Origin of the sequence: Chloracidobacterium validum (assembly GCF_018304825.1) — a bacterium.
Taxonomy (GTDB): domain Bacteria; phylum Acidobacteriota; class Blastocatellia; order Chloracidobacteriales; family Chloracidobacteriaceae; genus Chloracidobacterium; species Chloracidobacterium validum.
The window spans coordinates 134,350-157,918 of record NZ_CP072648.1 but is presented as its reverse complement, the minus strand read 5'-3'; the positions used below and the strand labels follow the sequence as shown (position 1 = coordinate 157,918).

General features: G+C 58.0%; 17 protein-coding genes. 7 read left to right on the top strand and 10 right to left on the bottom strand.

The window, feature by feature from the left end; all coding sequences use genetic code 11:
- The 4 genes from J8C06_RS00625 to secD form a co-directional block, all read right to left on the bottom strand.
- The gene (locus J8C06_RS00625; protein WP_211428877.1) at positions 1–756 is read right to left on the bottom strand and encodes a MotA/TolQ/ExbB proton channel family protein; all 756 of its coding nucleotides are present in this window, start codon (positions 754–756) and stop codon (positions 1–3) included.
- A gap of 176 nt (positions 757–932) precedes the next feature.
- Positions 933–1,721, bottom strand: coding sequence for an energy transducer TonB (locus tag J8C06_RS00620; RefSeq protein WP_211428876.1), 789 nt, complete (start codon positions 1,719–1,721; stop codon positions 933–935).
- Between the two features lie 516 nt (positions 1,722–2,237).
- Positions 2,238–3,503, bottom strand: a complete 1,266-nt coding sequence (gene secF, locus J8C06_RS00615; RefSeq protein WP_246602045.1) for a protein translocase subunit SecF — start codon at positions 3,501–3,503, stop codon at positions 2,238–2,240.
- Positions 3,504–3,566: 63 nt separating this feature from the next.
- Complete coding sequence (secD, locus tag J8C06_RS00610; RefSeq protein ID WP_211428875.1) at positions 3,567–5,255, bottom strand: protein translocase subunit SecD; 1,689 nt, start codon at positions 5,253–5,255, stop codon at positions 3,567–3,569.
- Positions 5,256–5,711: 456 nt separating this feature from the next.
- Here secD and J8C06_RS00605 point away from each other — a divergent pair, with 456 nt between their 5' ends.
- Both J8C06_RS00605 and J8C06_RS00600 read left to right on the top strand, forming a co-directional pair.
- Positions 5,712–6,383, top strand: a complete 672-nt coding sequence (locus tag J8C06_RS00605) for a hypothetical protein (protein WP_211428874.1) — start codon at positions 5,712–5,714, stop codon at positions 6,381–6,383.
- Positions 6,384–6,527: 144 nt separating this feature from the next.
- Positions 6,528–7,478 (top strand): hypothetical protein, encoded by a 951-nt coding sequence (locus tag J8C06_RS00600; RefSeq protein WP_211428873.1) that lies wholly within the window; start codon positions 6,528–6,530, stop codon positions 7,476–7,478.
- Here the strand turns inward: J8C06_RS00600 and J8C06_RS00595 are convergent.
- The 5 genes from J8C06_RS00595 to rpsO form a co-directional block, all read right to left on the bottom strand.
- Positions 7,464–10,598 (bottom strand): PAS domain S-box protein, encoded by a 3,135-nt coding sequence (locus J8C06_RS00595; protein WP_211428872.1) that lies wholly within the window; start codon positions 10,596–10,598, stop codon positions 7,464–7,466. The two genes, J8C06_RS00600 and J8C06_RS00595, sit on opposite strands and share 15 nt — an antisense overlap.
- A gap of 68 nt (positions 10,599–10,666) precedes the next feature.
- Complete coding sequence (locus J8C06_RS00590; protein ID WP_211428871.1) at positions 10,667–11,200, bottom strand: HIT family protein; 534 nt, start codon at positions 11,198–11,200, stop codon at positions 10,667–10,669.
- Between the two features lie 132 nt (positions 11,201–11,332).
- Positions 11,333–11,617: an integration host factor subunit beta gene (locus J8C06_RS00585; RefSeq protein ID WP_211428870.1), complete on the bottom strand. Its 285-nt coding sequence runs from the start codon at positions 11,615–11,617 to the stop codon at positions 11,333–11,335.
- Positions 11,618–11,829: 212 nt separating this feature from the next.
- Positions 11,830–14,016 carry a polyribonucleotide nucleotidyltransferase gene (pnp, locus tag J8C06_RS00580; RefSeq protein ID WP_211428869.1) on the bottom strand — a complete coding sequence of 729 codons (2,187 nt, stop codon included), beginning with the start codon at positions 14,014–14,016 and terminating at the stop codon, positions 11,830–11,832.
- Between the two features lie 286 nt (positions 14,017–14,302).
- Positions 14,303–14,572 carry a 30S ribosomal protein S15 gene (rpsO, locus tag J8C06_RS00575; protein ID WP_211428868.1) on the bottom strand — a complete coding sequence of 90 codons (270 nt, stop codon included), beginning with the start codon at positions 14,570–14,572 and terminating at the stop codon, positions 14,303–14,305.
- Between the two features lie 161 nt (positions 14,573–14,733).
- On the opposite strand from rpsO, the gene J8C06_RS00570 reads away from it, so the two are divergent.
- From J8C06_RS00570 to J8C06_RS00555, 4 genes are all read left to right on the top strand, one after another.
- Positions 14,734–15,948, top strand: coding sequence for a SurA N-terminal domain-containing protein (locus tag J8C06_RS00570; protein ID WP_211428867.1), 1,215 nt, complete (start codon positions 14,734–14,736; stop codon positions 15,946–15,948).
- 30 nt (positions 15,949–15,978) lie between these two features.
- Positions 15,979–16,815, top strand: coding sequence for an LpxI family protein (locus tag J8C06_RS00565; RefSeq protein WP_211428866.1), 837 nt, complete (start codon positions 15,979–15,981; stop codon positions 16,813–16,815).
- Positions 16,816–16,822: 7 nt separating this feature from the next.
- Entirely contained in the window at positions 16,823–17,341 is a 519-nt protein-coding gene (locus J8C06_RS00560; protein WP_211428865.1) for an O-acetyl-ADP-ribose deacetylase, read from the top strand.
- A gap of 300 nt (positions 17,342–17,641) precedes the next feature.
- Positions 17,642–20,146: a DUF4394 domain-containing protein gene (locus tag J8C06_RS00555; RefSeq protein WP_211428864.1), complete on the top strand. Its 2,505-nt coding sequence runs from the start codon at positions 17,642–17,644 to the stop codon at positions 20,144–20,146.
- A gap of 129 nt (positions 20,147–20,275) precedes the next feature.
- Here the strand turns inward: J8C06_RS00555 and J8C06_RS00550 are convergent, their stop codons facing one another.
- Positions 20,276–21,241, bottom strand: a complete 966-nt coding sequence (locus J8C06_RS00550; protein WP_211428863.1) for a VWA domain-containing protein — start codon at positions 21,239–21,241, stop codon at positions 20,276–20,278.
- A gap of 112 nt (positions 21,242–21,353) precedes the next feature.
- On the opposite strand from J8C06_RS00550, the gene J8C06_RS00545 reads away from it, so the two are divergent.
- On the top strand, positions 21,354–23,549 hold the full coding sequence (locus J8C06_RS00545) for a RelA/SpoT family protein (RefSeq protein ID WP_211428862.1): 2,196 nt from the start codon (positions 21,354–21,356) through the stop codon (positions 23,547–23,549).
- Positions 23,550–23,569 lie beyond the last annotated feature (20 nt).

Below are 23,569 nucleotides of genomic sequence, written 5' to 3'. Positions count from 1 at the left end.
TTAGCGCGCTCCTCGCCGCTTGAGGAAATAATCAATCAACTCAGACGATGAGTTTTCCATCTCGACGTTGTAGGCTTCAATCTTGCTGGTAAAGTAGTTAAACATCCACACAGCCGGAACCGCCACGAGCAACCCAAAGGCGGTTTCGATGAGGGCTTCGGAGATACCACCAGCCACAGCTCCAATCCCAGCCCCTTCGGCTTCTTTCATACCCTGGAAGGCGTTGATGATACCGATGACCGTACCAAACAAGCCGACAAAGGGCGCCGTTGAACCAATTGTGGCCAATCCTGAAAGCCCCTTCTTGAATTCAGCCATCTTAACGGCGACTGCACGCTGGAGGGCCCGCTTGGAAGCTTCAATGACATCGCCTGAAAGTTGGGTATCATTTTGGTGAGCGCGAAACTCCTGCAACCCAGCGTTGACGACAACGGCCAGGTGGCTCTTGCGATGCTGATCAGCAATGTTGATCGCCTCTTCAATGCGGTCATTCTTCAGTGCTTGCGCCACCTTTGGCGCAAACTCACGGGACTGGGTCTTGGCTTGGGTGTAGGTCAGAAACCGCTCAACCATGATGGCGATGGAATAGACCGACATGAGAAACAAGATGATGGCAACAGCCAGCGCCGTTGGACCCATCTTCCGAATCATGCCGAGCAAGGTGAAGTCTTCCGTTTCGGCCTTGCCGCCTTCCTGGGCAAACGTGATGAGCGCCTGCATTGCCAGCAAGCCGAATTTTGTCAAAAGCAACGTCATGAGATGTCATCCTCCAGATAGAGAGAGAGCTTCGAAGATATTGTCCGGGGGTTTACATTCGCCGAACTGGGCAGGCAGGAGGCAATCAAGTACCTCCCGCTCCATTCCATCAATCTCATCAGAGTGACCTTGTCGCCAAAAAATCTTTACTAGACTCTACGGCAACTTCAATCAGCTTAGTTGAGTACAAAGTTGAATGTAATCGCTCCGGCCACTTTCACTGGCTGACCGTTGAGAACCGTTGGTTTGAATGTCCACCGGCGCGCAGCGCTGACGGCCGCTTGCTGTAGGAGGGCCGGGCCGCTCACAGCACGTGCGCTCGTGACATTTCCCTTCTCGTCTATGACGATTTCAACCACCACTGCGCCCTGAATCCGGGCCGACTTGGCAACCGGAGGATAATCGGGTTGGACACGGTTGATGGCATTCCCCTTGAGAACCCCTTCACTCTTGCGTACGGGGCCAGTTGGCACCTGAGCATCCTTCGGGGGGTCTGGCGGCGGTGGCGGGGCAGCCTCGCCAGTGCTCCCCGGCACACCACCCGGCACACCACCCGGCACACCACCCGGCACACCACCTGGGACACCACCAACCATCCCAGCCGCATCACTGCTGCTGGCATCACCAACCCGTGAGCGAAGTTGCGCCTGCTTGGGAATTTCCTTGATTTCCTTCGGCACTTCCTTTGGTGCCGTAAACGTGTCATCCACGACCGGCGCTTTGGTCTGCGGCACCGATGTCGTCGCGGCCGGTGGTGGTGGTGGCGGCGGCGGTGGTGGCGGTGGCGGGGCGAGCAGGGTGACATCATTGGCAGATTGGCTCAACTCAGCCGCCGCCGTCCAAACCTGCCAAATGACTAGGCCGGTAAAGCCAACGACCCAGATGACGAAAGTTACAGCCATAAAGGCCGAGCGCCGACCAGCATCTTTGACTTGCGAAGTGGATTCAACCATCGTGTCGAACATGTTTTACCTCATTTTCCACAGGCAACCAGAAACATACCCCCTGTGACCAGGCGGCTTGTTCCCAAGTGACGGAGTCGGCCGTAAAGCATAGTTGAAGATTGTACGATCTAAATATCAGGCGTGTGAGCAACCCCGTAGCATTGCCTCGGCATCAGCATTCAGTCAATTGTCTCGACATGCTAAACCGAAATAGCGAACCTGTCGGCAGTACTATCACATCGCTTTTTGGCGTGTAGTGAGTGCGCCAGACATTACTTTCGAGTGCGGGATTAAGTCAAGAACTTTCCGTTCCTCAGCTCTCACGCCACAACATCAAGCATTTCCTCGTACTGCTTTTCCCGACCAAAACCACATCGAGCGGCCAGCCCATCCCACCACCAGGCACGACAAGCAAGGCGGACTGGCCACGTTGAATTGTTCTCTCCATGTCTTTGACACGTGTGGCGTAGGAAAGTTCCGGCGGGCTTAGGCATTTTCCGCCTGGTTCGTAGCTTGGCTAGTCGCCCTGGCTTGTCATTAGCGAGTCGGCGCTGACTTTGCCCGCGGACTGGCGGACTTCTTGCTGCTGGCGGAGGATGAGGGTGACTCGGCCGGCGCCGCTATCGGCTGGCGCTGCTCGAAATAACGCTTCCACCAGAGCAGAACCGGGCTGGCAATCGCAATGGATGAGTAGGTTCCAAACAAAATGCCCACCAGCAGTGCCAACGAGAAGCTCTTGAGCACTTCACCACCGAAAAGCACCAGGGCCAGAACGGAGAGGAGAGTCAAACCAGAAGTAATAACCGTCCGCGAGAGGGTCTGATTGATGGCGTCATTGGTGACCGCCGCAAAATCCTCGCGTCGTCGCTGGGCGAGTTGTTCGCGGATTCGGTCAAAGATGACTATCGTGTCATTCATCGAGTAGCCGACCAGCGTCAGCATCGCCGCAATGAACGTCAACGAAATCTCCCATTGGAACAGCGAAAAGAGTCCCAAGGTAATCAGGACATCGTGAACGACCGCAATCACGGCAGCTACGCCGTAAACCCACTCAAACCGGAAAGCAATGAAAAGCAGCATCCCAAAGCAGGCGATGATGGTTACAATGATGGCGCGATTGCGCAGGTCTTTGCCGACTTGTGGACCAACAATCTCGGCGCTGACGACATTGAAACTACCGATCGCGGCGACCTGTTCGAGGGCTTCGGCCATTTTCGGATCAAAGCTGGCAAGTGAAATCCGCTTGATGTCAGACAGCGTTCCGCCGGCCGCGTCCCGCTGCTGAATTACCTGCTCGGCAAACCGCTGATATTCCTTTTCGGCTTCGCCGGGCGGCAGGGTTTTCTTCAGTTCTAGCAAGTCTTGCTCAGTCAAACGGGCCGCCAACGTAGACGCCCCAACCAAGTTGAGGTCAAGCTTGTCAGCCGGAACCGGCGTCCCATAGTGCTGCTGTAACGCCTCGGTGATTTTGCGCTTATCGCCATCCACGTCTGCCTCGGTTTGGGGCGTATTGATAAAGACCTCATTGCGATCAGACTGGCTCAACTGCTTGCCCGTTCGCTGAATCACGACTTTGTCCGGCGAATAACCGCCTTTGCGGAGGGCGTCACGAATCTGGTTCTCATCAGGTGGCGAGACGAAGCGCACGGTGAGCTTTGTGCCGCCGGCGAAGTCCACGCCGAGGTTGAAGCCACGCACCACCATCGAGATACACCCAGCGACCAGAACGATCGCCGAAAAGATGATGAAGTACTTGGCCTTGCCAAGGAAGTCGTAACTAGGATTGCGAAATAGTTCAATCATGATGACGCTGTAGTGAGAAACCGACCGGTAAGTTCATTCCACCCGGGTAGAACCGAGAAATCGCTAGATGCTGAGCTCAGATGGACGCTCTGAACGCGACAACACATACCCAAACATCGTCTTCGATACAAAGGTGGCCGTGAAGATATTCGCCAACAGCCCGGCTAAGAGTGTGACGGCGAAACCCCGAATCGGTCCCGTACCGAAAACAAACAGAATCAATGACGACACAACCGTTGTGACATGCGTATCCAGAATGGTCACAAACGCTTTGTCGAAACCCAGCTCAACGGCAGTGAGAACTGGTTTATCCAACCGTAGTTCCTCACGAATCCGCTCGAAGATAAGCACATTCGAATCCACCGCCATGCCAATCGTGAGGATGACGCCGGCAATGCCAGGGAGCGTGAGCACCGCACCAAACATCACCATCACCGCCAACAACATCACCAAGTTGAGAATAAGGGAAATGATGGCGTTGACGCCCGACAACCGGTAGTACACGACCATAAAGACCATGATGAAAATCAGTCCGGCGATTGACGCCGCCACGCCCTGCCGAATCGAGTCCGCCCCCAGGGACGGGCCAACCGTTCGCTCTTCCAAGTAAACAATCCGTGCCGGCAGTGCACCGGAGCGCAACACCAGGGCGAGGTCCTCGGCTGAAGCCTTGGTGAAGTTCCCGGTTATCTCACCGGTTTCCCGGATTTGACCACGAATGGTTGGGGCTGACTTAACCCGACCGTTCAGAACAATCGCCAAACCTTTGCCAATGTTTTGACCGGTCCAGTCTGCAAACTTTTTCGCTCCTTCATCTTTGAGCTTGAAGACAATGCGGTAGTCGCCCTCACCGTCCAAACTGCCTGACGAAGCAAACGCATCACGCAGGTCACGCCCAACGATGATTGGCGTTTTCAGGACGAGCAAATACTGCGTTGGCGCATCCGCCTTGGGTCGCGACTTACGCTGTGCGACCGGATTGCCTTCCTCATCCAGCATTTCATCGTCATCGCGCTCATCCAGCGGCAAAGCTTCAACATCGGTCCGGCCACCCACGGCCAGGCGCGCCTCTTCGAGCGTCGCGTATGTCCGGTATGTGCCATCCACCGGACGCAACTCCAAGTTCGACTCCAGAACAAGGGTCTTCTTGACGCGCTCTGGATCATCCACACCAGGTAACTGGAGCAAGATTTGGTGATTTTGCTCGCCACCATACCGCTGGAGCGTCGGCTCGGCCACGCCAAAAGCGTTGATGCGGTTCTCGATGATGAGCATGGCTTGCTCGACCGCCCGCTGCCGATACTCCTGGGCAACCCGCTCAACGAGCGAGAATGTCACGGTATCGCCACTCAGGGTGGCGACCCACTCCGACTTTCCAAAATCTTCCAGTACTTTGTCACGCGCCTCACCAATGCGCCCGGCGTCCGCCACCGTGATGGCAAGCTGAGTCGGAGAGAGGGTCTTGGTTTCCTTGACCGAGATGCCGATGCCCTCCAGAAGGTTCTTGGCTTTCTCGGCATTGTCATCCGTTAGTTTTTTGAGCGCCTCATCCACCATCACCTGCATCACAAGATGGGAACCGCCCTTGAGGTCCAAACCTAGTTTGATGTTGTTCGCAAGGTTCTGTTTGATTTGATCAAACGACTTGAAGTCATCGAGGCGTGGGGAACGCCAGCCAATCAGCGTGACATACAAACACCCTAACGTCACAACCAGAATGACAATGGCCCGTTGGAGAACATTTTCGCGCATGTCGTGAACTTCCGATGCACTGCGGGATTTGGAAAAGTTCCAAGCATAGCGCAACCGAGCAAATCAGCAAGTGCTTTCGAGCCAACATCCGTGCCCCTCACGTGGTCTAACGAGGAAAAAGCCCTTTTCTAACCATGTTTCCACAGCTAGCGGAGAGGACCGTTACCCACCGTTGCGGCGAGCTGCGAGAAACGCGACACATCGGATGCGAGAAACGCGACCATTGGAACAGCCCAAGCCAGCCGTCCACCTGCTCGGAGGCAGGCCTGTGCCACGTTGGGACTTTTCAGACAAGTACTAAGGGCCGGAGGAACAGTCCACAACTGAAATCCCCGGACGCTAGTCTGGGGAGATGTGAAAAACCTAACAAACATCAAGGCCCACTATGGCCGATGATTGCTGTTGGTCAAGTGCCGTCAAGTTTTACTGATACGCCTGCGCTGCACTGAGCGAATCATGCTTTCCTTCCGTCAACGCTCGCTGGTTTTGCTGCTCTGTCTAGCGCTCGTCGGCTGGACTTGCGTCGGCTGGGGTGGGACGCCCAACCCGGCTCCCCTACCAGTAACAGCGGACTACGCGGAAACGCTGGGGCGTGACATCACGGCACGCCAATCCAAACCTACCGGTCCAGTGGGGCGAATTGTCGCTCACTTTGATGAAGACCACCTGCCAGACTACGCGGCGGGACGAGCCGTTGCCAACGGACGCTACCGTATTGAAGTTTGCCTGAGCAGCCGACCAAGCAAACTCATTATCGAAGCCAACGGCATTGGTTTTGCCGTTCAGGATGTCAACGCCGACGATATTCCAGACATCCTCGTCGCGGAGGGGCTTGGCGGTTCGTTCACCAAGCTCGAAAACAATGGGCGCGGGCAGTTCATCTCGCGCGTTGATGTCGAGCCAACCCACTGGTCAGGACCGGTTCCAGAGGAAACGGTCGCGGCGGTGAGTCTTTCAAGCAAGGCAACCCGCCCCCCTCAACCAGACATTGTTTTGAACTACCAGCTTGCCGCCCTGGTAGCTTCGGCAACAGCTTTTCCAGCCTGCCAGTACCTCCAGTATCGAGCTGAAGCGAAGTGCGGCCTGTTCGCTCCCCTGCCCTCTCGCGGCCCTCCCTTCAAGCGCTAGCCGGAACGCAGTCGCGCATTTTCAACCTGTCCAAATCACCTTGCCGATGGTCTGGCCCGGCTTCACCGCCGGTCCACCCACCTAGCTCGGCGGAGCTTGTCCGAGCCAGCTTTGACTGCAACGCAGTTCCTGAAGGATGTCGCCATGCCGAAATTGACGCCGCAACTGACTCGTCTTGGTTTACGACTCACAGCCGTGCTCACTGTGTACGGCGGGCTGTACGCCGCACCGGCCATCAGTCACGGACAACACCTTCCACTTGTAGCCGAGCCGCCCACCATCACCGGACAGCGCCACCGAGACGCGCGGACGAGTGGGCCGCAGGACGACGCCTCCGAAACCAATCTCCGGAGCAACGGGGATGAAAGCACGCCGGATAGCGACCTGGATAGTGCCCCAAGCCGCTACCAAGAGAAAGTGACCGTTAAGCCAAGCCACATCCCCAGGATGCCAGAGCCACTGCTCTTTGACCTGATGCGCCCGCTTGGCGCGGAGCGCGGCGAGCTGGAAGTCAACACGCTCCTGCGCCCACCGGTCGGACGCCGTGGACAAAGCGTGACTTGGGCACCAGAAATCGAGTTTGCCTTCGCCCCCGGCCACACCGTGGAATTTGAATTGCCGTTTGAGGACGGACAGTTGGAAGCTTTCAAATTTGGGCTTCAAGGCACACTTGGCACCTTCCGCCAGCATCGCTCCATCCATGGCTGGCAGGCACTTGTTGAGCGGGCGCGGCTGGGCAGAGACCTCCAGCTCGATATGCTGCACTTGGCAGGGCACCGCATCGGCCAACGCTGGTCGGTTTTCACCATGCAGGGCGCGCGGTTCAAGCGGACCGCACAACAACGCGCCGTAAAAGGCGTTTTCAACCCAACGGTCTTTCGGGAAGTGTCAGACCGGCTCGTGCTTGGACTGGAGACCAACCTGGCGCTGGGTGCCAGACGCCGAGCCGACTGGGTGGTTCTCCCCCAAACCCACGTTGAATGGCGGCGGTACTCGTTTCAATTTGGGCTTGGCGTTGAGCGAACGCTTCCCCATGGTATTCGACCGACCATGGCCATTCGACTCATCCGCACCCTTGGATCAGCCGGGCACTGATGGATGGCGCGTTCGCTCAGTGACCAGCATACGTAACGCTTTGTGCAAGGCAGTCGGTGAAGCAGAGTGTTGCGCCAATGTCGTTGTCGAAGGCGAAGCCGAAACGCCGGTAAAGGACTCCGGCGTTACAACGACAATCGGCAGGTTACGCCAGTCTGGGTTGCGGCGTACCCGGCGGTACGTCTCGCTGATATGGACTGGATCGCCGGCCAGAACGATACCGTGGGGCAGATCAAGCATGAGCGCCGCCAAGGCCGCGTCTCCGTCGCTCACCGGACTTGCCCGATAACCAGACTGCTGGCACCAGCCACTCAAGGTCGCGCGAAATGGTTCGTCGTCACACGCCACGATAATGACCGGTGAAGCTTCCATCGCGGACGAAGTGCCCAGCAAAACATCTTCGAGCTTGCGATGCGCGCCTGTGATGGCAGAGAGTTTGGTGAGATCGTCAAGGCGCGATTGCAGGACTTCAACCGTTTCCCGATAGGTGCCCTGTAGCAGCGCCAGCCGCTGGCGCAGAGAGGCGTTTTCAGCCTCACGCTGGGTAAGCGTTGCTTGCAGCGCTGTGAGCTGAGCCGCCATCGCTTCCGACACAGTGGAGGGCGTTCCGTGTTCGACCGACCGGTCTGTGGTGGATAGTGCCGTAAGACGAGCCTCCAGTCCATCAATCACCTGACGCCAGGCCGTCCGCTCTTCTAGAAGGGTTTCGATGCGCTGTGACAGGGCAGCGCGCGCCACTTCGCTGGTCGCCAGTGAGCGTTCAAGCAGGTCTATGTGCCCTTCCAACATCGCCATGGCTTGAGCTTGCTGCTCCATCCCGGACTTGGCAGATGCCAGCTCGGCTTCCAAGTGCTCATACTCTTTGATGAGTCGAGCTTGCTCTTCTTGTGAGACGATGACCTCGGATAACAGCTTCGCGGCCCGCTCTTCAATTTCAGCCACAGCGCGCTCGGCCGCCTGACGCAGAGCCATGGCTTCGGTGAGCAACTGCTGGGTTGCTTCCAGGTCCTGGCGCAGCGCCTCGGCCTGGTGTTGAGCATCGAGGCGCTCCTGCTGGGCAGCCGTCACCTCGGTTGCGAGCGAAGTCAAGCGAGTTGCCAACTGTGCGATCTCGGCTTCGTGCGCCGACTGCACCTGTTGTGACTCAGCCAGCATGGCTTCGAGTTGCAGCGAACGCTCCATCATTTGGCGATGGGCCGCCTCATAGTGATGTTGCGCCTCCGCCAGGGTCTGCTCATCCTCGTGGCGTTTCTGGGCAAGCTCTGCTAGCTGGCCTTCAAGCTCATGAATGCGCACAAGCGCCTCGGCATGCTGGTGCGCTGAACGCTCCGCCCGCTGGCGGGTTTGGCGCAAATCTGCTTCAAGCAACTCGACGCGCGCCTTGAACAGGTCACGCTCGCGTAGGGCCGTCACCTGTCCAGCATTCAGCGCCTCACAGCGAGCAAGCGCTTCAGTGGTTGCCTGGCGCGCCTGTTCAGCCGCCACCTCAGACTGCCGGCAAACTTCTTGCAGTCGCCCATACTCGGCCTCGAGTTCAGCTACCTTCGATTCGAGCTGCACCGCCCGTTCCTCAGTGATCTGTCGCGCCGTGGCTGCTTGCTGGACAGCCACTTGCGCAGACTGCACCTGCTGTTCTAGGTCAGCCACTTTTGCCAAAGCCATGTCACGGTCGCGCACAAGCGCCTCATAGCGGGCGGTTTGGGCGGCCTCCGCCTCCGCTAGGGACTGCTCACGCGCGCTCAGGTCCGCCGAAAGCAGTTGCCACCGCAGCAACGCCGAAGCGCCACGCGCCAAACGGAGTAGCGGCATTTCAAAACCCGGACGTGGAGACGCCACCACGACCACCGCTTGCACTTGTTGGCGCAGCATTGGAATCACCAAGGCCCCGCCTGAAGCATCAGCGAGAAGCCGCCCCACCGTGGCGCCCACCGACTCGACCTGCCCTTGCTCCAACGACCGGAATAATTCTGGCGCATCACTTGGAAACAATTTCTGTCCAAGCAAACCGGGCGCGAAAGCTGACTCACCGTGAAGGCTACGGGCGGACAGGGCCCCTCCGTCGAGCGCGAACAGCGCTGCGCCCGCCGCCTGACTCAACTGACACATCTGCGCCAGAGTTTCTGGGGCGAAGTCTTCTAACCGCCGGACCGCAGCGACCTCGTCGAGCGCGGCCAGCACCGCCGCCGCCGGCTCTGGCGCCACAGGAGCAATAGCAATGAAGCCAGCCGGATCGCCCTCTTCATCACGCAAGGTGGTTAGCGTCGTGCGCTCCACAAAGACTTGGCCATCGTGCCGCCGCCGGCGAATGTCCCCGGTGTAGGTTCCTTGTTCGAGCGCGTGTTGATAGATTTTTGAAACCTCGCCACGCCGCCAATCATCCGGCGCATGGAGCTTTTCTGCTGTCGCCCGTCCAATGACCTCTTCAGGCTCGTAGCCATAGGCACGCCGCGCGCCTTCATTGAAGGCCAAAATGTTGCCATCCAGGTCTTCAATGACAATTGCCCGGTCGGATGAATGCGTCAGAACGGCGGTGAGCAGCCGCGACTGCTGCTCGGATTCGCGGGCTTTATCGCGGACGGTGGCATCAGCTCGCTGAACGCGATTGGCCAGCTCGGCAACCCGTATGGCCGCTGAGGCCGCCGCCGCCTGTACAGCACAGGTCTCAAAGTCCACGGCCGTAAACATTCGCGCCCCGAACACGGCAAGGAGTCCAAGCACGCGATTTTCAACTCGCAACGGATGCGCCATAAATGACACCACCCCCTGCTCGTCGGCCAACCGCGGATCAAGGAGCATGGCCGCGGCCGAAGGCGGTGGCGTCCAGGCCACGACCCCACCCCGTGCCAACTGTTCGCCGGACAGCACCGTCAACGGCGCGCGCCGGTAGGGAGCGTCCACGGGAATGCCAAAGTTGGCTTTCAAATGCAGGCAGCGCCGCTTGTCTGGGCAGTCATTTGCCCACCGACATGTTTGGCACAGATCGCCGCGCCGGATGAGCCAGAGCCGCGCACAAACAGCGGTGACGCTTTCCGCCGCCCGCTGCACAATCGAAGAGAGCACCCGATCCAGGTCTTGTGGGCTTTGAAGCTGATGGGCAATCGGTTCAAGAATCTCGCGCATGGCGGCTAGCTCAATCAGGACTCGAAAGGCTCACAGGCGCGAGGCCCTGCCTTTCGGAGAAACCAAACCTAACTTGCATTTGGCGACTGGTCAGCAGGTACGTAGTGGTCGAAGTACGGACGGAGGCGGGCGTAGGTCGTCGCCAGCTCCTCTGGGAGCACCCGCGTTTCGCCAATGGTCGTAATGAAGTTCACATCGCCAAGCCAGCGCGGCATGATGTGCATGTGCAGGTGGTCGGCAATCCCGGCCCCGGCGGCTTGACCGAGATTCATGCCCACATTGCACCCCATGGCACGGTACTCTTTGGTGAGAATTTCCGTCAGATGCCGCGTCAAATCAAACATTTCATAACCGGCTTCGGTCGGCAACGCGCCGAGTGTGGCGACATGCGCATAGGGTACCACCATCGTGTGACCATTGATGTACGGGTGGATGTTGAGAATGACAAAGTTATGTCGCCCACGATACAGCACGAAGTTATCCACATCCCGTGACTCAGCCGGAATACGACAAAAGGGACAGTCAGGCGGCACAACGAGATCATCCTGGCGATCAAGGCCCGCAATGTACCGGTAACGCCACGGACTCCATAGTACGTCCACAAGATGTCTCCTTGGCTAGGGCTGACCAGGGATTGGGCTTCTACGCCAGCCTCCAATGCCCCCGCGCCGAACATCCAGACCCAAACCAGTCCCCCGCCCAGAGCGGATGACCAGCACCAGGGCAGCTCAGGGTTAATGCGCTTCGTGGTTGATCAGTTCCCGCAACTCCTTGCCTGGCTTGAAATAAGGAACCGCTTTGGCTGGAATGTCCACCGCGTCACCAGTTTTGGGATTGCGCCCACGCCGTGAGTTGCGCTGCCGGATGCGAAACGAACCAAAACCGCGCAATTCAATTTTTTCACCGCGGTTCAAGGACTCGATAATGGCAGCGAAGACCTCGTCCACGACGACTTCGGCGTCCTTTTTCGTCAGGTCGGCAGCACGCGCCACCGCTTCCACCAGTTCGGCTTTCGTCATGGTCAGCCTCTTCCAGCCCTTGAACGTGGGAATCAGTGTTGTGGATGAAATACTTCAGGATTCAAAAATACGCCTTATAGCCAAGACGCTAGCAGAGTCGTGAAGCTTCGGCAAGTCTTCCAAAACGTTCAGTTTACAGAAACCAGTTCACAGAAAAAGCCTGGAGTCAGGCCAGGCTTTTTCCCGCTGTGGCGACTTGTGCGACGGTGACGTCAGCGACGCCGTGGACGACGGTCGCCTTCCCGTTCCGGCGAAGCTGAACGCTCTGGCGTCGAGGAACGTTCCGCCGATGGGTCAACTTCGCCATTGCCCGATGCATTCTCATCGAGCAACGCCCGCCGACTGAGCCGAATTTTTCCGCTCGGGTCCGTACTGAGGCACTTCACCATCAATTGCTGCCCTTCCCGCAACTCATCAGCCACCGAACGAACCCGGTAGTTGGCAATTTCCGAAATGTGAAGCAGCCCTTCCGTGCCGGGGAAAATTTCGACAAACGCGCCAAAGTCCGCAATGCGCGTCACTGTGCCAAGGTAGGTCTTCCCAGGTTCGGCTTCCTCGATGATGGCTTCGATCATTGCCCGCGCGCGCTGGCCGGCGTCTTGGTCAGCCGCGGCAATGATGACGCGCCCGGAGTCTTCAATATCAATTTTGCACCCGGTTTTTTCGACAATCCCACGCACGACCTTGCCACCGCTGCCGATGACATCCCGAATTTTGGCCACCGGGATTTGCAGCGTCAGGATACGCGGGGCCAGCGCGTTGATTTGCGGGCGTGGGGCAGCCAACGCGGCTTGCATCTTGTCCAGAATGTAAAGCCGTCCCTGCTTGGCCTGCTGGAGGGCGTCGGCAAGGATTTGGGCATTGAGGCCCTTGACCTTGATGTCCATCTGCAATGCCGTGATGCCATGCCGCGTCCCGGCAACCTTGAAATCCATGTCGCCGTAGTGATCTTCCGCGCCGGCAATATCGGTCAGGACAGCGTATCGCTTCTCGCTCATCACCAGCCCCATGGCGACGCCAGCCACCGGCGCTTTGATCGGCACGCCGGCATCCATCAGGGCCAACGCCCCACCGCAGACCGTTGCCATTGAGGATGAGCCGTTTGATTCTGTAATGTCAGAGACGACGCGCGTGACATAGGGAAAATCTTCGGTCGGTAAGACGGCCTGCAACGCCCGGTGGGCCAACGCGCCATGGCCGACTTCCCGCCGCCCCGGACTCCCCATGCGCCCAACTTCACCAACGCTAAACGGTAGGAAGTTATAGTTCAGCATGAAGTCGCGCTTGACCTCGCCAGACTCGAGGTCGTCCAGATATTGAACATCCTGGCTCGTGCCGAGCGTTGCGGTGACGATGGCCTGGGTTTCGCCGCGCGTGAACAAGGCGCTGCCATGGGCGCGCGGCAAAACGCCCACCTCAATCTCGATGGGCCGAATTTCAGAAAACTTGCGCCCGTCAGGACGCCGCCGATTCAGCAAGATGTCATCCCGAAAGATTTTCTCTTTTAGATACTCAAACACCCGCCGCGCCATGGCGCGCTGGTCTGGCGCCTCGGCCGGATAACGCTCGACGACCTCTTTTTCAAGCGCATCCACTTCGGCATAGCTCGCCAACTTGTCACGTCCGCGCACGTCGAGCGCTGCCCGCAGGCGGTCGGTGTAGTCGGCGGTGAGCGATTGCAGCATGGCTTCATCCAGCACAACCGGAGCAACCACCCGTTTGGGTTTCCCAACCTTGGCGCGCAGCTCGTGCTGGAGCGCGCACAGGCGCTTGATTTCGCTATGACCGAAGAGCAGCGCCTCAACCATGGTTTCTTCACTGACTTCTTTCGCGCCAGCTTCAACCATGACAATTGCATCCTCACTGCCGGCAACGGTCAAGTTGAGGTTCGATCCACGCATCTCCTGGTAGGTTGGATTGATGACCAGTTTACCGTCCACCATCCCAACCCGAACGCCAGCAATCGGTGTTTCAAAGGGGATGTCAGAAATGTAGAGCGCCGCTGAAGCGCCGGTAATCGCCAGCACATCTGGATCGTTTTGTTTGTCAGCCGACATGACCAGCGCGATAACCTGGGTTTCGCTGTCGTAACCTTCGGTAAACAATGGACGAAGTGGGCGGTCAATCAGGCGGCACGTCAGAATCTCACGTTCCGTCGGACGACCTTCGCGCTTGAAGTAGCCGCCTGGAATGCGTCCCGAAGCATATCCATACTCTCGATAATCAACCGTCAGTGGAAAGAAGCCCCGCGCGCTCGCTTCCTTGGCGGCAACCGCCGTGACCAGAACGACGGTTTCGCCACACGTCATGACAACTGCGCCATCCGCCTGTTTTGCGATTTTTCCAGTTTCGAGCGAGAGTTCGCGCCCACCGACTTTTATGCTTTGCTTGACATACATAAACCTTTTATCTCCCTTCTCCCATGAGAAAACGCTAGTGCTATTCCTAAAAATTCCTATGGCAACACCTCACGGCTTGCATCCATCAAATCAGCGACAACCCAGATATAACCCCGTGTGGGCCGGCTCGGTAACACCGCCAAAAGACAAGCCCGCCACCTACGTCGCGCGTATGAACGCTCGACGGGTGACGGGCTCGGCCGGAACCGCCCCTGACAATCTACTTCCAGACGCCCGTGGCGCACCTGCCACAGCACGCCACACCAACGGCCGGAAGCCAGTAGACCTACTTCCGAATACCAAGTTTTGAAATAACCTGTTGGTAACGTTCGGCGTCCTGACGCTTGAGGTAGTTGAGGAGCCGCCGCCGCTGGCTGACCAGTTTGAGCAGACCGCGCCGTGAGTGGTTATCCTTGACGTGCGTTTTGAAATGAAGTGTCAACTCTTCAATTCGTTTGGTCAACAGGGCAATCTGCACTTCCGACGAGCCGGTGTCGGTCGCATGTCGCCCATATTCCTGCAAAATACTGCTTTTAGCTTCTACGCTGAGTGCCACGAATATGTCCCCTCCAAAACGATGCGGGCAAAACGAACGGGAGCGCCAGATGGTTGGTAGATTGCTCTTCGATTCGTCTTCCTTTAGTATGCGAAACTCGTTCTTGTACCAGAATTGGGTCAGGCGAGTCAAACCTGTGTTGCCTTTCCAAGGAGTCATTCGTGAAGCGTTTAGCCCCATTTATTCTGACCTTCGCCCTTGCCGGCGGGAGCGCCGGACTACTGGCCGGTTGCGATAAAACTGATGGCGCAACTGGCGGAACGGCGGAGATTGCTGCCAAAGTTAATGCGGTTGTCATTCCGCTTTCAAAAGTCAACCGCCGCATCGAGCAAGGCATCAAGCAACAACAACCCAACGCCAAACTCAGCGATCTCAGCCCAATCGAACTGGCGGCAGCCCAACTCAAAGCCCTTGACGCGCTCATCGGGGAAGAAATCCTGCTTCAGCGCGCGCAGCGCGAGCAAATCCAGGTCACGGATGCCGAAGTTGACCAGGCCGTCAAGCGGCAGATTGCGGATGAAGGGCTGTCGGAGGAAGACTACCGTAAAAAGCTCAAGGAAGCTGGGTTGACCGAGGAAGAATTTCGGGTTGAAACCCGGCAGGCGCTCTTGGTCAGCAAGCTTCAGGAAAAGCTCAAGGCCAAGGTTCCGGCCCCTTCCGACAAGGAAATCGAAGAGTTTTTCAACCAGAACAAAGAACAGTTTCGCCTTGACCGCGGGGTTTCGCTGGGCATCATCGCCGTGGACCCAGCGGATAACGGGCTGAAGAATGACGCCATCGGTGAAGCCCAGGCCAAAGAAAAAATTGCCAAAATCGCCGAACGCCTCAAAGCGGGTGATGACTTTGCAACTGTTGCACGGACGGTCTCAGAAGATATTCAGACGGCTCAGAACAGCGGCGACGCCGGCTTTTTCCCGGAAGACGTCCTGCGTCAAACCTTTGGCGAAGCCTTGGCCAAACGCTTCTTTGGGATGACTGAAGGACAAGTTACCGAACCAATCCCCGGCTCGAACGGCCGGCTCTACATTTTCAAACTGACCGGAAAACGGACGGAGACCATCGAACCCAAGCTGGACAATCCTGAAATTCGGAAACGCATCGTTGACCTCATTCGCCAGCAACGGGAACAAATCCTGGTGGCTGCGCTCCAGGCCTCGGCAACGAATGATGCGCGCATCGAAAACTACCTCGCCCAGCGCATTCTGGACAACCCGGTCAACTTTGGCTCGGCCCGTCCGGCTGGTTCGGCCCTGCTTCCCAAGCCGGAGACGGCCCCTGCACCGCCGGAGGCCAACTCCAGCGCGGACAAGCCAGCCGAAACCAAACCAGCCGAAACCAAACCAGCGGAAACCAAGCCAGCCGAGGGAAGCCGGTGAAAACTCAATCCGAAGACAACGGCGGCTGTTATGTCAGATTCGCTTGCGTTGCCGGTAGCTAGCCAGGAAACCTACGGACTCATTGCCGGTAATGGGCAGTTTCCGTTCTACGTCGTGGATGGCGCGCGCGCGGCAGGTGTCCGCTTGGTGGTGGCGGCCATTCGGGAAGAGACCTCGCCGGCCATTGCCCAGTCCGGGGTCAAGGTTGAATGGTGTGGACTTGGCCAACTCGGCAAAATGATTCGCTTTTTTCGGCGGGAAGGCGTTCGACGTGCCATCATGGCCGGACAGGTCAAACACCGCCAGATTTTTAGTGGGGCACTGCCCGACTGGCGCATGGCGACCATGCTGCTCAAGCTGGCACGGAATAACACCGATTCGCTACTCGGGGCTGTTGTTGCCGAACTCGCCGCCGATGGCATTGAACTGGTGGACTCGACGCTGTTCGTCCCACACTTGTTAGTTCCTCAGGCAGTCCTTACCAAACGGCGGCCAAACGCCCGTGAACAAGCTGACATCGACTATGGGCTGGAAGTTGCCCAAGTCATCAGCGGGCTTGACCTTGGGCAGACCATTGTCGTACGCAACCGAGCCGTGGTGGCCGTTGAAGCCATGGAGGGCACTGACGCCGCCATCCTTCGCGCTGGTGACCTTGCCCACCGCCGTGAACTGACCGTCATCAAAGTCGCCAAGCCACAACAGGATATGCGTTTCGATGTACCGGTTGTCGGACTGCCGACGATTGAAACGATGCTGGCCGCTGGGGCAACGGCACTGGCGGTGACAGCCGGAAAAACGTTGATGTTTGACCGCGAGGCGGCAGTCGCCCTGGCCAACCGCCACAAGCTCACCATTCTGGGAGTCTGACGCCAAGATGGACCGCGACCGTTTGCTTGTCACCGTTGGTGACATTACGTGCTTTGTCGGTGACGCCATTGTGAATGCCGCCAACCCCTCCCTGCTTGGCGGCGGTGGGGTAGACGGGGCCATTCACCGCGCGGCTGGCCCCGAACTCCTCGCCGAATGCCGCACCCTTGGCGGCTGCTTACCCGGACAAGCCAAAATCACCCGTGGCTATCGCCTGCCGGCCCGGTGGATCATCCACACGGTTGGACCAATCTGGCGCGGCGGCCAGCATCATGAAGAGGAACTCCTGGCCGACTGCCACCGCAACAGCTTGGCGCTGGCGGCTCAGCATGGCCTCCAAACCCTAGCATTCCCGGCTATTTCCACTGGGGCTTATGGGTTTCCCGTCGAGCGCGCCAGCCGGATTGCCGTCCAAACACTTTGGACGGACCTCACCAAGACCTACCCAACACTTCAGGTCACGCTCGTCTGCTTTTCCGAAGCAACGGCCGAGCATTATTGCCGTGCTCAGGCAACGTTGTTCTAAACAACACTTGACTCACCCAACATAGGCCTCGAAAACCCAGTGGAAACAAGCCACCAAACCCAACCTGTGCTAGGGAATCACTTGACTTAGGGTTTGAATTGAGTGAATGTCGGGACAAGTAGCTTGGTTCATTATCTCTTAGCCAAAGTGAACGATTGGTTCGCCAAAGTTTCACCTACGCAACCTTGTAAGGGTCTCTTCTGCACCTCTGACAGGTAGAGGTTTGCCGAGAAGAACTCGGCACATTGTGGACAGGTCAAGCCAACTCCCATTTCCATCTTACATAAGGAGACGTAGTACATGCGCGTAAACCAAAGACTATTGCTGGTTGTGAGCGCCATTGCCTTACTGGGCTGGGCGCTTGCGCCGCAAGTGATGCTCGAACGTGCCGTACCTGGCGCGCGCGTCGCATCAGCCGGAACATTCAACGTTACCGGACTCAAAGGCGCATTTGCCTTGTCAAATAACCAACTCATTCCCCTTAGTCTCGATAATCCATCCAGCCCGAGCGTGCCAATCCCCATTACTGGGTTGGCGATGGGTGAGAACTTGGTTGACATTGATTTCCGCCCAATCAACGGGCTGATGTATGGCTTGGCCGTCAATGCCAGCGGACAGGTTCGGCTTTACTGCATCAGTCACCGAAACGGTGTGGCGACCCCACTGGCTCCGGCGCAGGGCCTCGTTGACACCGACGGGATAACGCCCCGTCCGGTGAGCGGAACGGTTGGCATTGACATCAACCCGGCGGTGGACCGGCTGCGCATCGTGACCAGTACTGGCCTAAACTTTCGCATGAACCCCAATACGGGGCTGTTGATTGATGGCGACTCGATGGCGCCGGGTGTCCAGCCCGATGCCAACATCAATGGCGGCACGACGAGTGTGGATTCCACGCTCTACACCAACAATGCAGGATTGGCAACCGTCACCACGCAATACACGCTTGACCCTGGCACTGACCAGATGTTCATCCAAAATCCGCCCAACAGCGGAACCCAGGTCCTTGGGCTTCCTGTGACAGTGGATGCAAGCCCTCTCGACTTCACCCGCGTCGGTGGTTTCGATGTTCCAGACGGGGTCAATACAAGCTCATCGGGCACACCGGTTACCTCCGGCCTGGCTTTTGCTGTTCTTCAGGTGGACGGCGTCAATCAGCTGTATGCAATAGCCCTTCCGTCCGGCGCAGCACGGCTCATCGGTCCGGTTGGTAACGGGATGACCCCGGTTCAGGGCCTGGCCATTCAGACCAGGCCGATTGACGGGGGTGAATTTGCCGTCTTGCTCAGTCAAGCTGGGACCAGCCTGATTCAATTCAGCCAGGGCAGTCCCTTCGCCCAAGAAGTCCTGATTTCTGGCGTCATTGGCGGTGAACAGCTCGTCGGGATTGACTATCGCCCAGCCACTGGACAGTTTTATGCGCTAGGCATCAATAGCAGCGCCAACAACGGTACGCTGTACTTGGCTGACCCTAAGACCGGCGCCTGCAGTCCCATCGCCCCATCGGCTGTCGCGTTCGTGCAGGATGACGGGGCGACGCCAGTCAGTCTTCCATCGGGGCGTTATGGGATGGACTTCAATCCGGTTGTGGATCGCGTGCGCGTCACAACCAACAGTGGACTTAATTTCCGACTGAATCCCGACAATGGATTGCCCATTGACGGCAATGGGAGCGCACTTGGCACGCAAACCGATGCCAACATCAACGGACTCCCAACCGGTTCAACCGGGGTGTCAGCCACGGCTTACACCAACTCCTTTGGTGGTGCTACGGCCACGACCCAGTACACAATCGATGCCGTCAGTCGCGCCCTTTACATCCAAAGCCCGCCCAATTCCGGGACGCAACTTTTTGTGGCCAACATCACCAGCAACAACCTGCCGTTGGCGGTTGATTTCATCAACGGCTTCGACATTTCACCGAACGTGCGCACGCGGTCCAGCAATGTGCCGGTCCTTGGCGGAAGTGGACTGCTCTTTACGAGCACAGGCGAGAGAAGCGAGATTTACAGCTTGGATCTCGTGACCGGCCGCGCGAACTTGCTGGCGCAGTTCTCGCCCGATGTTCCTGGGCTAGCCGGGGGGACTGTGGCGAGCCGGTTGGTCACCGATGTCACCAAAATTGGTGTTTACAGATCAACGACAGCGACTGCTTTCGTGCGCAACACCAACACGTCCGGCCCTGCCGACGCTGCCTTTGCATATGGGCTTCCCGGTGATATTCCAATCGCTGGCGATTGGGACGGCGACGGAGTGGACACTATCGGCGTTTTCCGTCCATCCACGGCACAGTTCCTCCTCAAAAACACCAACACACCCGGCCCCGCCGATGTCGCGTTCAACTATGGTGCACCCGGTGATCTCCCCGTCGTTGGGGATTGGACGGGCAAAGGCTTCGACTCCGTGGGCGTCTTCCGCAACGGCGTGTTTTTCCTAAGAGATAGCAACACGGCCGGCCCAGCTGACCGCGCCGTCAACTATGGTCAAGCGACAGACCTGCCTGTCGTCGGCGACTGGGATGGTGACGGGAAAACCAGCGTTGGCGTGTTCCGTAACGGTGAGTTTTTCCTGAAAAACACCAACACCTCTGGCGTTGCCGATTTCGCGTTCAGGTATGGCCTGCCTGGTGACCGCCCCGTCGCCGGCGATTGGACCGGCAAAGGGTTTGACTCCGTGGGTGTTTTCCGCAACGGGGCCTTTTTCCTGCGCAACTCAAACACAAGCGGCAATGCAGACTTTTTGGTCAACTTTGGATCTGCCGGCGACCAACCCATCGTGGGTGACTGGAACGGCGAATTTCGCTGAACCGTTGGGATTTTCCTAACGACTCTAAATCGCAGCGGACGGGTGGCAACACTCGTCCGCTTTTTGTCTAGTGTCACCTTCGGCAGGCCAAGTTTCCGCGACCGAAAAAAACTGGAGTGCCACACCAGCTCATGGCTGCACGTAGTAGCCTTCACGGCTGGTGCGGACCCTGGCTTCCAACTGGCGCAACCGGACTGAAATCCGACGAAAGCCAGTTCGCCCGGCCGGGGTATCGCCTGGCTCATAGGCCAGGGTGTAGCTGGTTGCGGCGTCCTTGGCGATGGCGCGAAACGAGTCACTGTAATCTTTTCCTGGCGTCATGGGAAAGTCTCGGCCGCCCGTCAGCGAAATGAGACGGGTGGCGTCGAGCGGCGTCGGCACGCGCATGCGGCCGGCCACGGTCAAGGTGTAGGACGGCGCGGTGACGCTGTAAACAGTCACTTCCTGTTCATTGACCCGGCGCAGCAAGTCATCCAGATTGACGTTACTGGCGCTGTCGAAACCATCCGTCAACACGACGATCAACCGCCGCAGCAGACGTCCGTTGCGTTGCCTGGGAACTTTTCTCAAGAGCGTGACCGACCGATCCAGCGCGTCAAACAGGCGGGTCGAGCCGCCAAAATTCTTGAAGCGGTCCAGCTTGGACAACAGTTTGGAGGTGTCCTTGGTAAAACCTTCGAGAACCCGCACCTCGTTGTTGAAGGTCACCAGCGCGAACATCGAGTCGGGATGGCGTTCCACCAGGAAGGCTTCGAGCGCCCGCCGCTGGAGTGCGGCTTCTTCGGGCGTCACGCTCCCAGAGACATCGAAGGCAAAAACCACGGCGAGTGGTCGCAGGGCCCGCTCGCCGTTGGCTTGAAAAAACTCAATCCGGCGTGGCTGATCATCTTCGTAGAGCAGAAAGTCATCCGGGCGCAGGCCGGCAATGGGGCGACCTTGGGGATCCGTAACGGTGACTTCGACGGTCACGAGGTTGCTTCGCAGGACAATGTCTTCCTGGGCCTGGACACCAACTGGAAGTCCAGCCAGACCACTGCCGCCAACCAGAAGAAAACCAACCCAGACCATCCAGTATCGTATCGCTCTGCCAGCCATCCGCGATCTCCCAAGTTGATAGGTAAATCATACAGCTAATTTTTGCGCGGCGCGTTATAGTGATGTCCCCAATTGTTGCCGAGTGCTGAGACACTCCGCGAGGCGCACGACCGTGATTCGATTTGAAGACATTGCCGAAAAAATCGAGCGCTACCACCCAAACGCCGACCTCGACCTGCTACGCCGGGCCTACTTGCTGTCGGCGCAAATGCACAAGGGCCAAGTGCGTAAGTCCGGCGAGCCATACCTCATGCACCCCCTCACCGTGGCTTATATCCTGGCTGAAATGCGCCTGGATGTCATCTGCGTGACGACGGGACTGCTTCATGATGTCGTCGAAGATACCCACGTCACACTGGATGAACTCAAGGCTCAGTTCGGTTCTGAAATTGCGCATCTGGTGGACGGGCTCACCAAAATTTCCAACATCGAGTACACCTCGCGCGAAGACCGCCAGGCTGAAACCGTCCGCAAGATGCTCCTGGCGATGGTGGATGACATCCGGGTCGTGCTGGTCAAGTTGGCTGACCGTCTGCACAACATGCGGACGCTCGACCACATGCCGCCGGAAAAACGTGCGGCGAAAGCCCAGGAAACGCTCGACATCTACGCTCCGATTGCCCACCGCCTGGGGATGGGGAAGATCCGTGGCGAACTCGAAGACCTCAGCTTTCAATATCTTTACCCGGATGACTACCGTCACCTGAAATCCATCGTGGATCAGCGGCGTCCGGCGCTCGAAGCCGACCTAGCGCACGTCCGTGCCACGCTCCAGGAAAAGCTCCCCGAACACAACGTCAAGGTCGTCGAAATCCAGGGGCGCATCAAGCGGCTTTACAGCCTTTACCGCAAACTCAAGCAGCAAGCGATCTCGATTGACCAAGTCTATGACCTGATGGCCGTGCGGGTCATCACGCAGGATATTGCTGACTGCTACGCGGCCGTCGGCGTGGTTCACAACATCTGGAAACCCGTTCCTGGGCGATTCAAGGACTGGATTGGCATTCCACGCAATAACCTGTACCAATCGCTCCACACCTCGGTTGTCGGCGATATTGGGCACGCTTTCGAGGTGCAAATTCGGACGGCCGAAATGCACAAAATCGCCGAAGAAGGCATTGCGGCGCACTGGCGCTACAAAGAAGGGCGCTCTGCCGTCAAGGAGGATCACGAAGCCTACGCCTGGCTCAAACGCCTAGTCGAGTGGCAGCAGGAAGTTTCTGACTCACGCGAGTTTCTCGACGAGCTGAAAATCAACCTTTACCCCAATGAGGTTTACACCTACACGCCCAGGGGCAAAGTACTCGAGTTGCCGCGTGGCTCGTGTCCGATTGATTTCGCCTATGCCATCCACAGCGATGTCGGACAACAATGTGTCGGCGCCAAGGTCAACGGCAATATCGTCAAGCTCTCATACGAACTCAAAAACGGCGATGTCGTCGAGATCTTGACTTCGCCAAATGGCAAACCGAACCGCGACTGGCTCAAGCTGGTCAAAACGGCCCGCGCGCGCAACAAAATCCGGCGCTATTTGGTTGAAACCGAACGCCAGCGGTCACTCGAAATTGGCCGCAAGTCGCTCGAACGCGAAGCCGACCGCCTCAAGCTCAACCTGCGGAAGTTACTTGAAGCTGGCGAACTCAATCGGGTTGCCCAGGATCATGGCTACCAGCGCGACGAAGACCTCATTGCCGCCGTTGGTTACGGGAAGCTCGAAGCGCGGCATGTGCTGGTCAAATTCGTGCCGCCGTCCAAACTGACCGAACTCGACGCCCGTACCCCCGCCAACGGACTCGCCAAAGTCAGTCGCCTCGTCAAGAAGTACCTGCGTCTTGGCCCAGACCGCATTCAAGTGCGTGGGATTGATGAAGTGCTCGTGTTTCGGGCGCGCTGTTGCTCGCCCATTCGGGGCGAAAAGATCATCGGCTACATTACCCGCGGCAAGGGGGTAGCCATTCATCGGGCTGACTGTACCAATGCGGCCAACCTGATGATCAACCGGGAACGCATGATTGATGTGGACTGGGTCATCGAAACTGAAGGAACGACCACCTATCCCGTCACCTTGTCGGCCACCACGGAAAACCGTCCCGGTATCCTCGCCAACGTGATCACCGCCGTGGCGGAAATCAAAACCAACATCCGCGAATCCCATGCGCATGTTGGCTCGGATGGATTTGGGCGCATTACCATCACGCTCGACGTGCATGACGCCAAGCACCTGTCGCGCGTCATGCGCGCCATCCGTAATGTTTCTGGCGTTGCCAGCCTCGAACGCTTGGTGACCAACGGCGAGGCCGACCGGTAAGCCCGTTGCGACCACTCAGG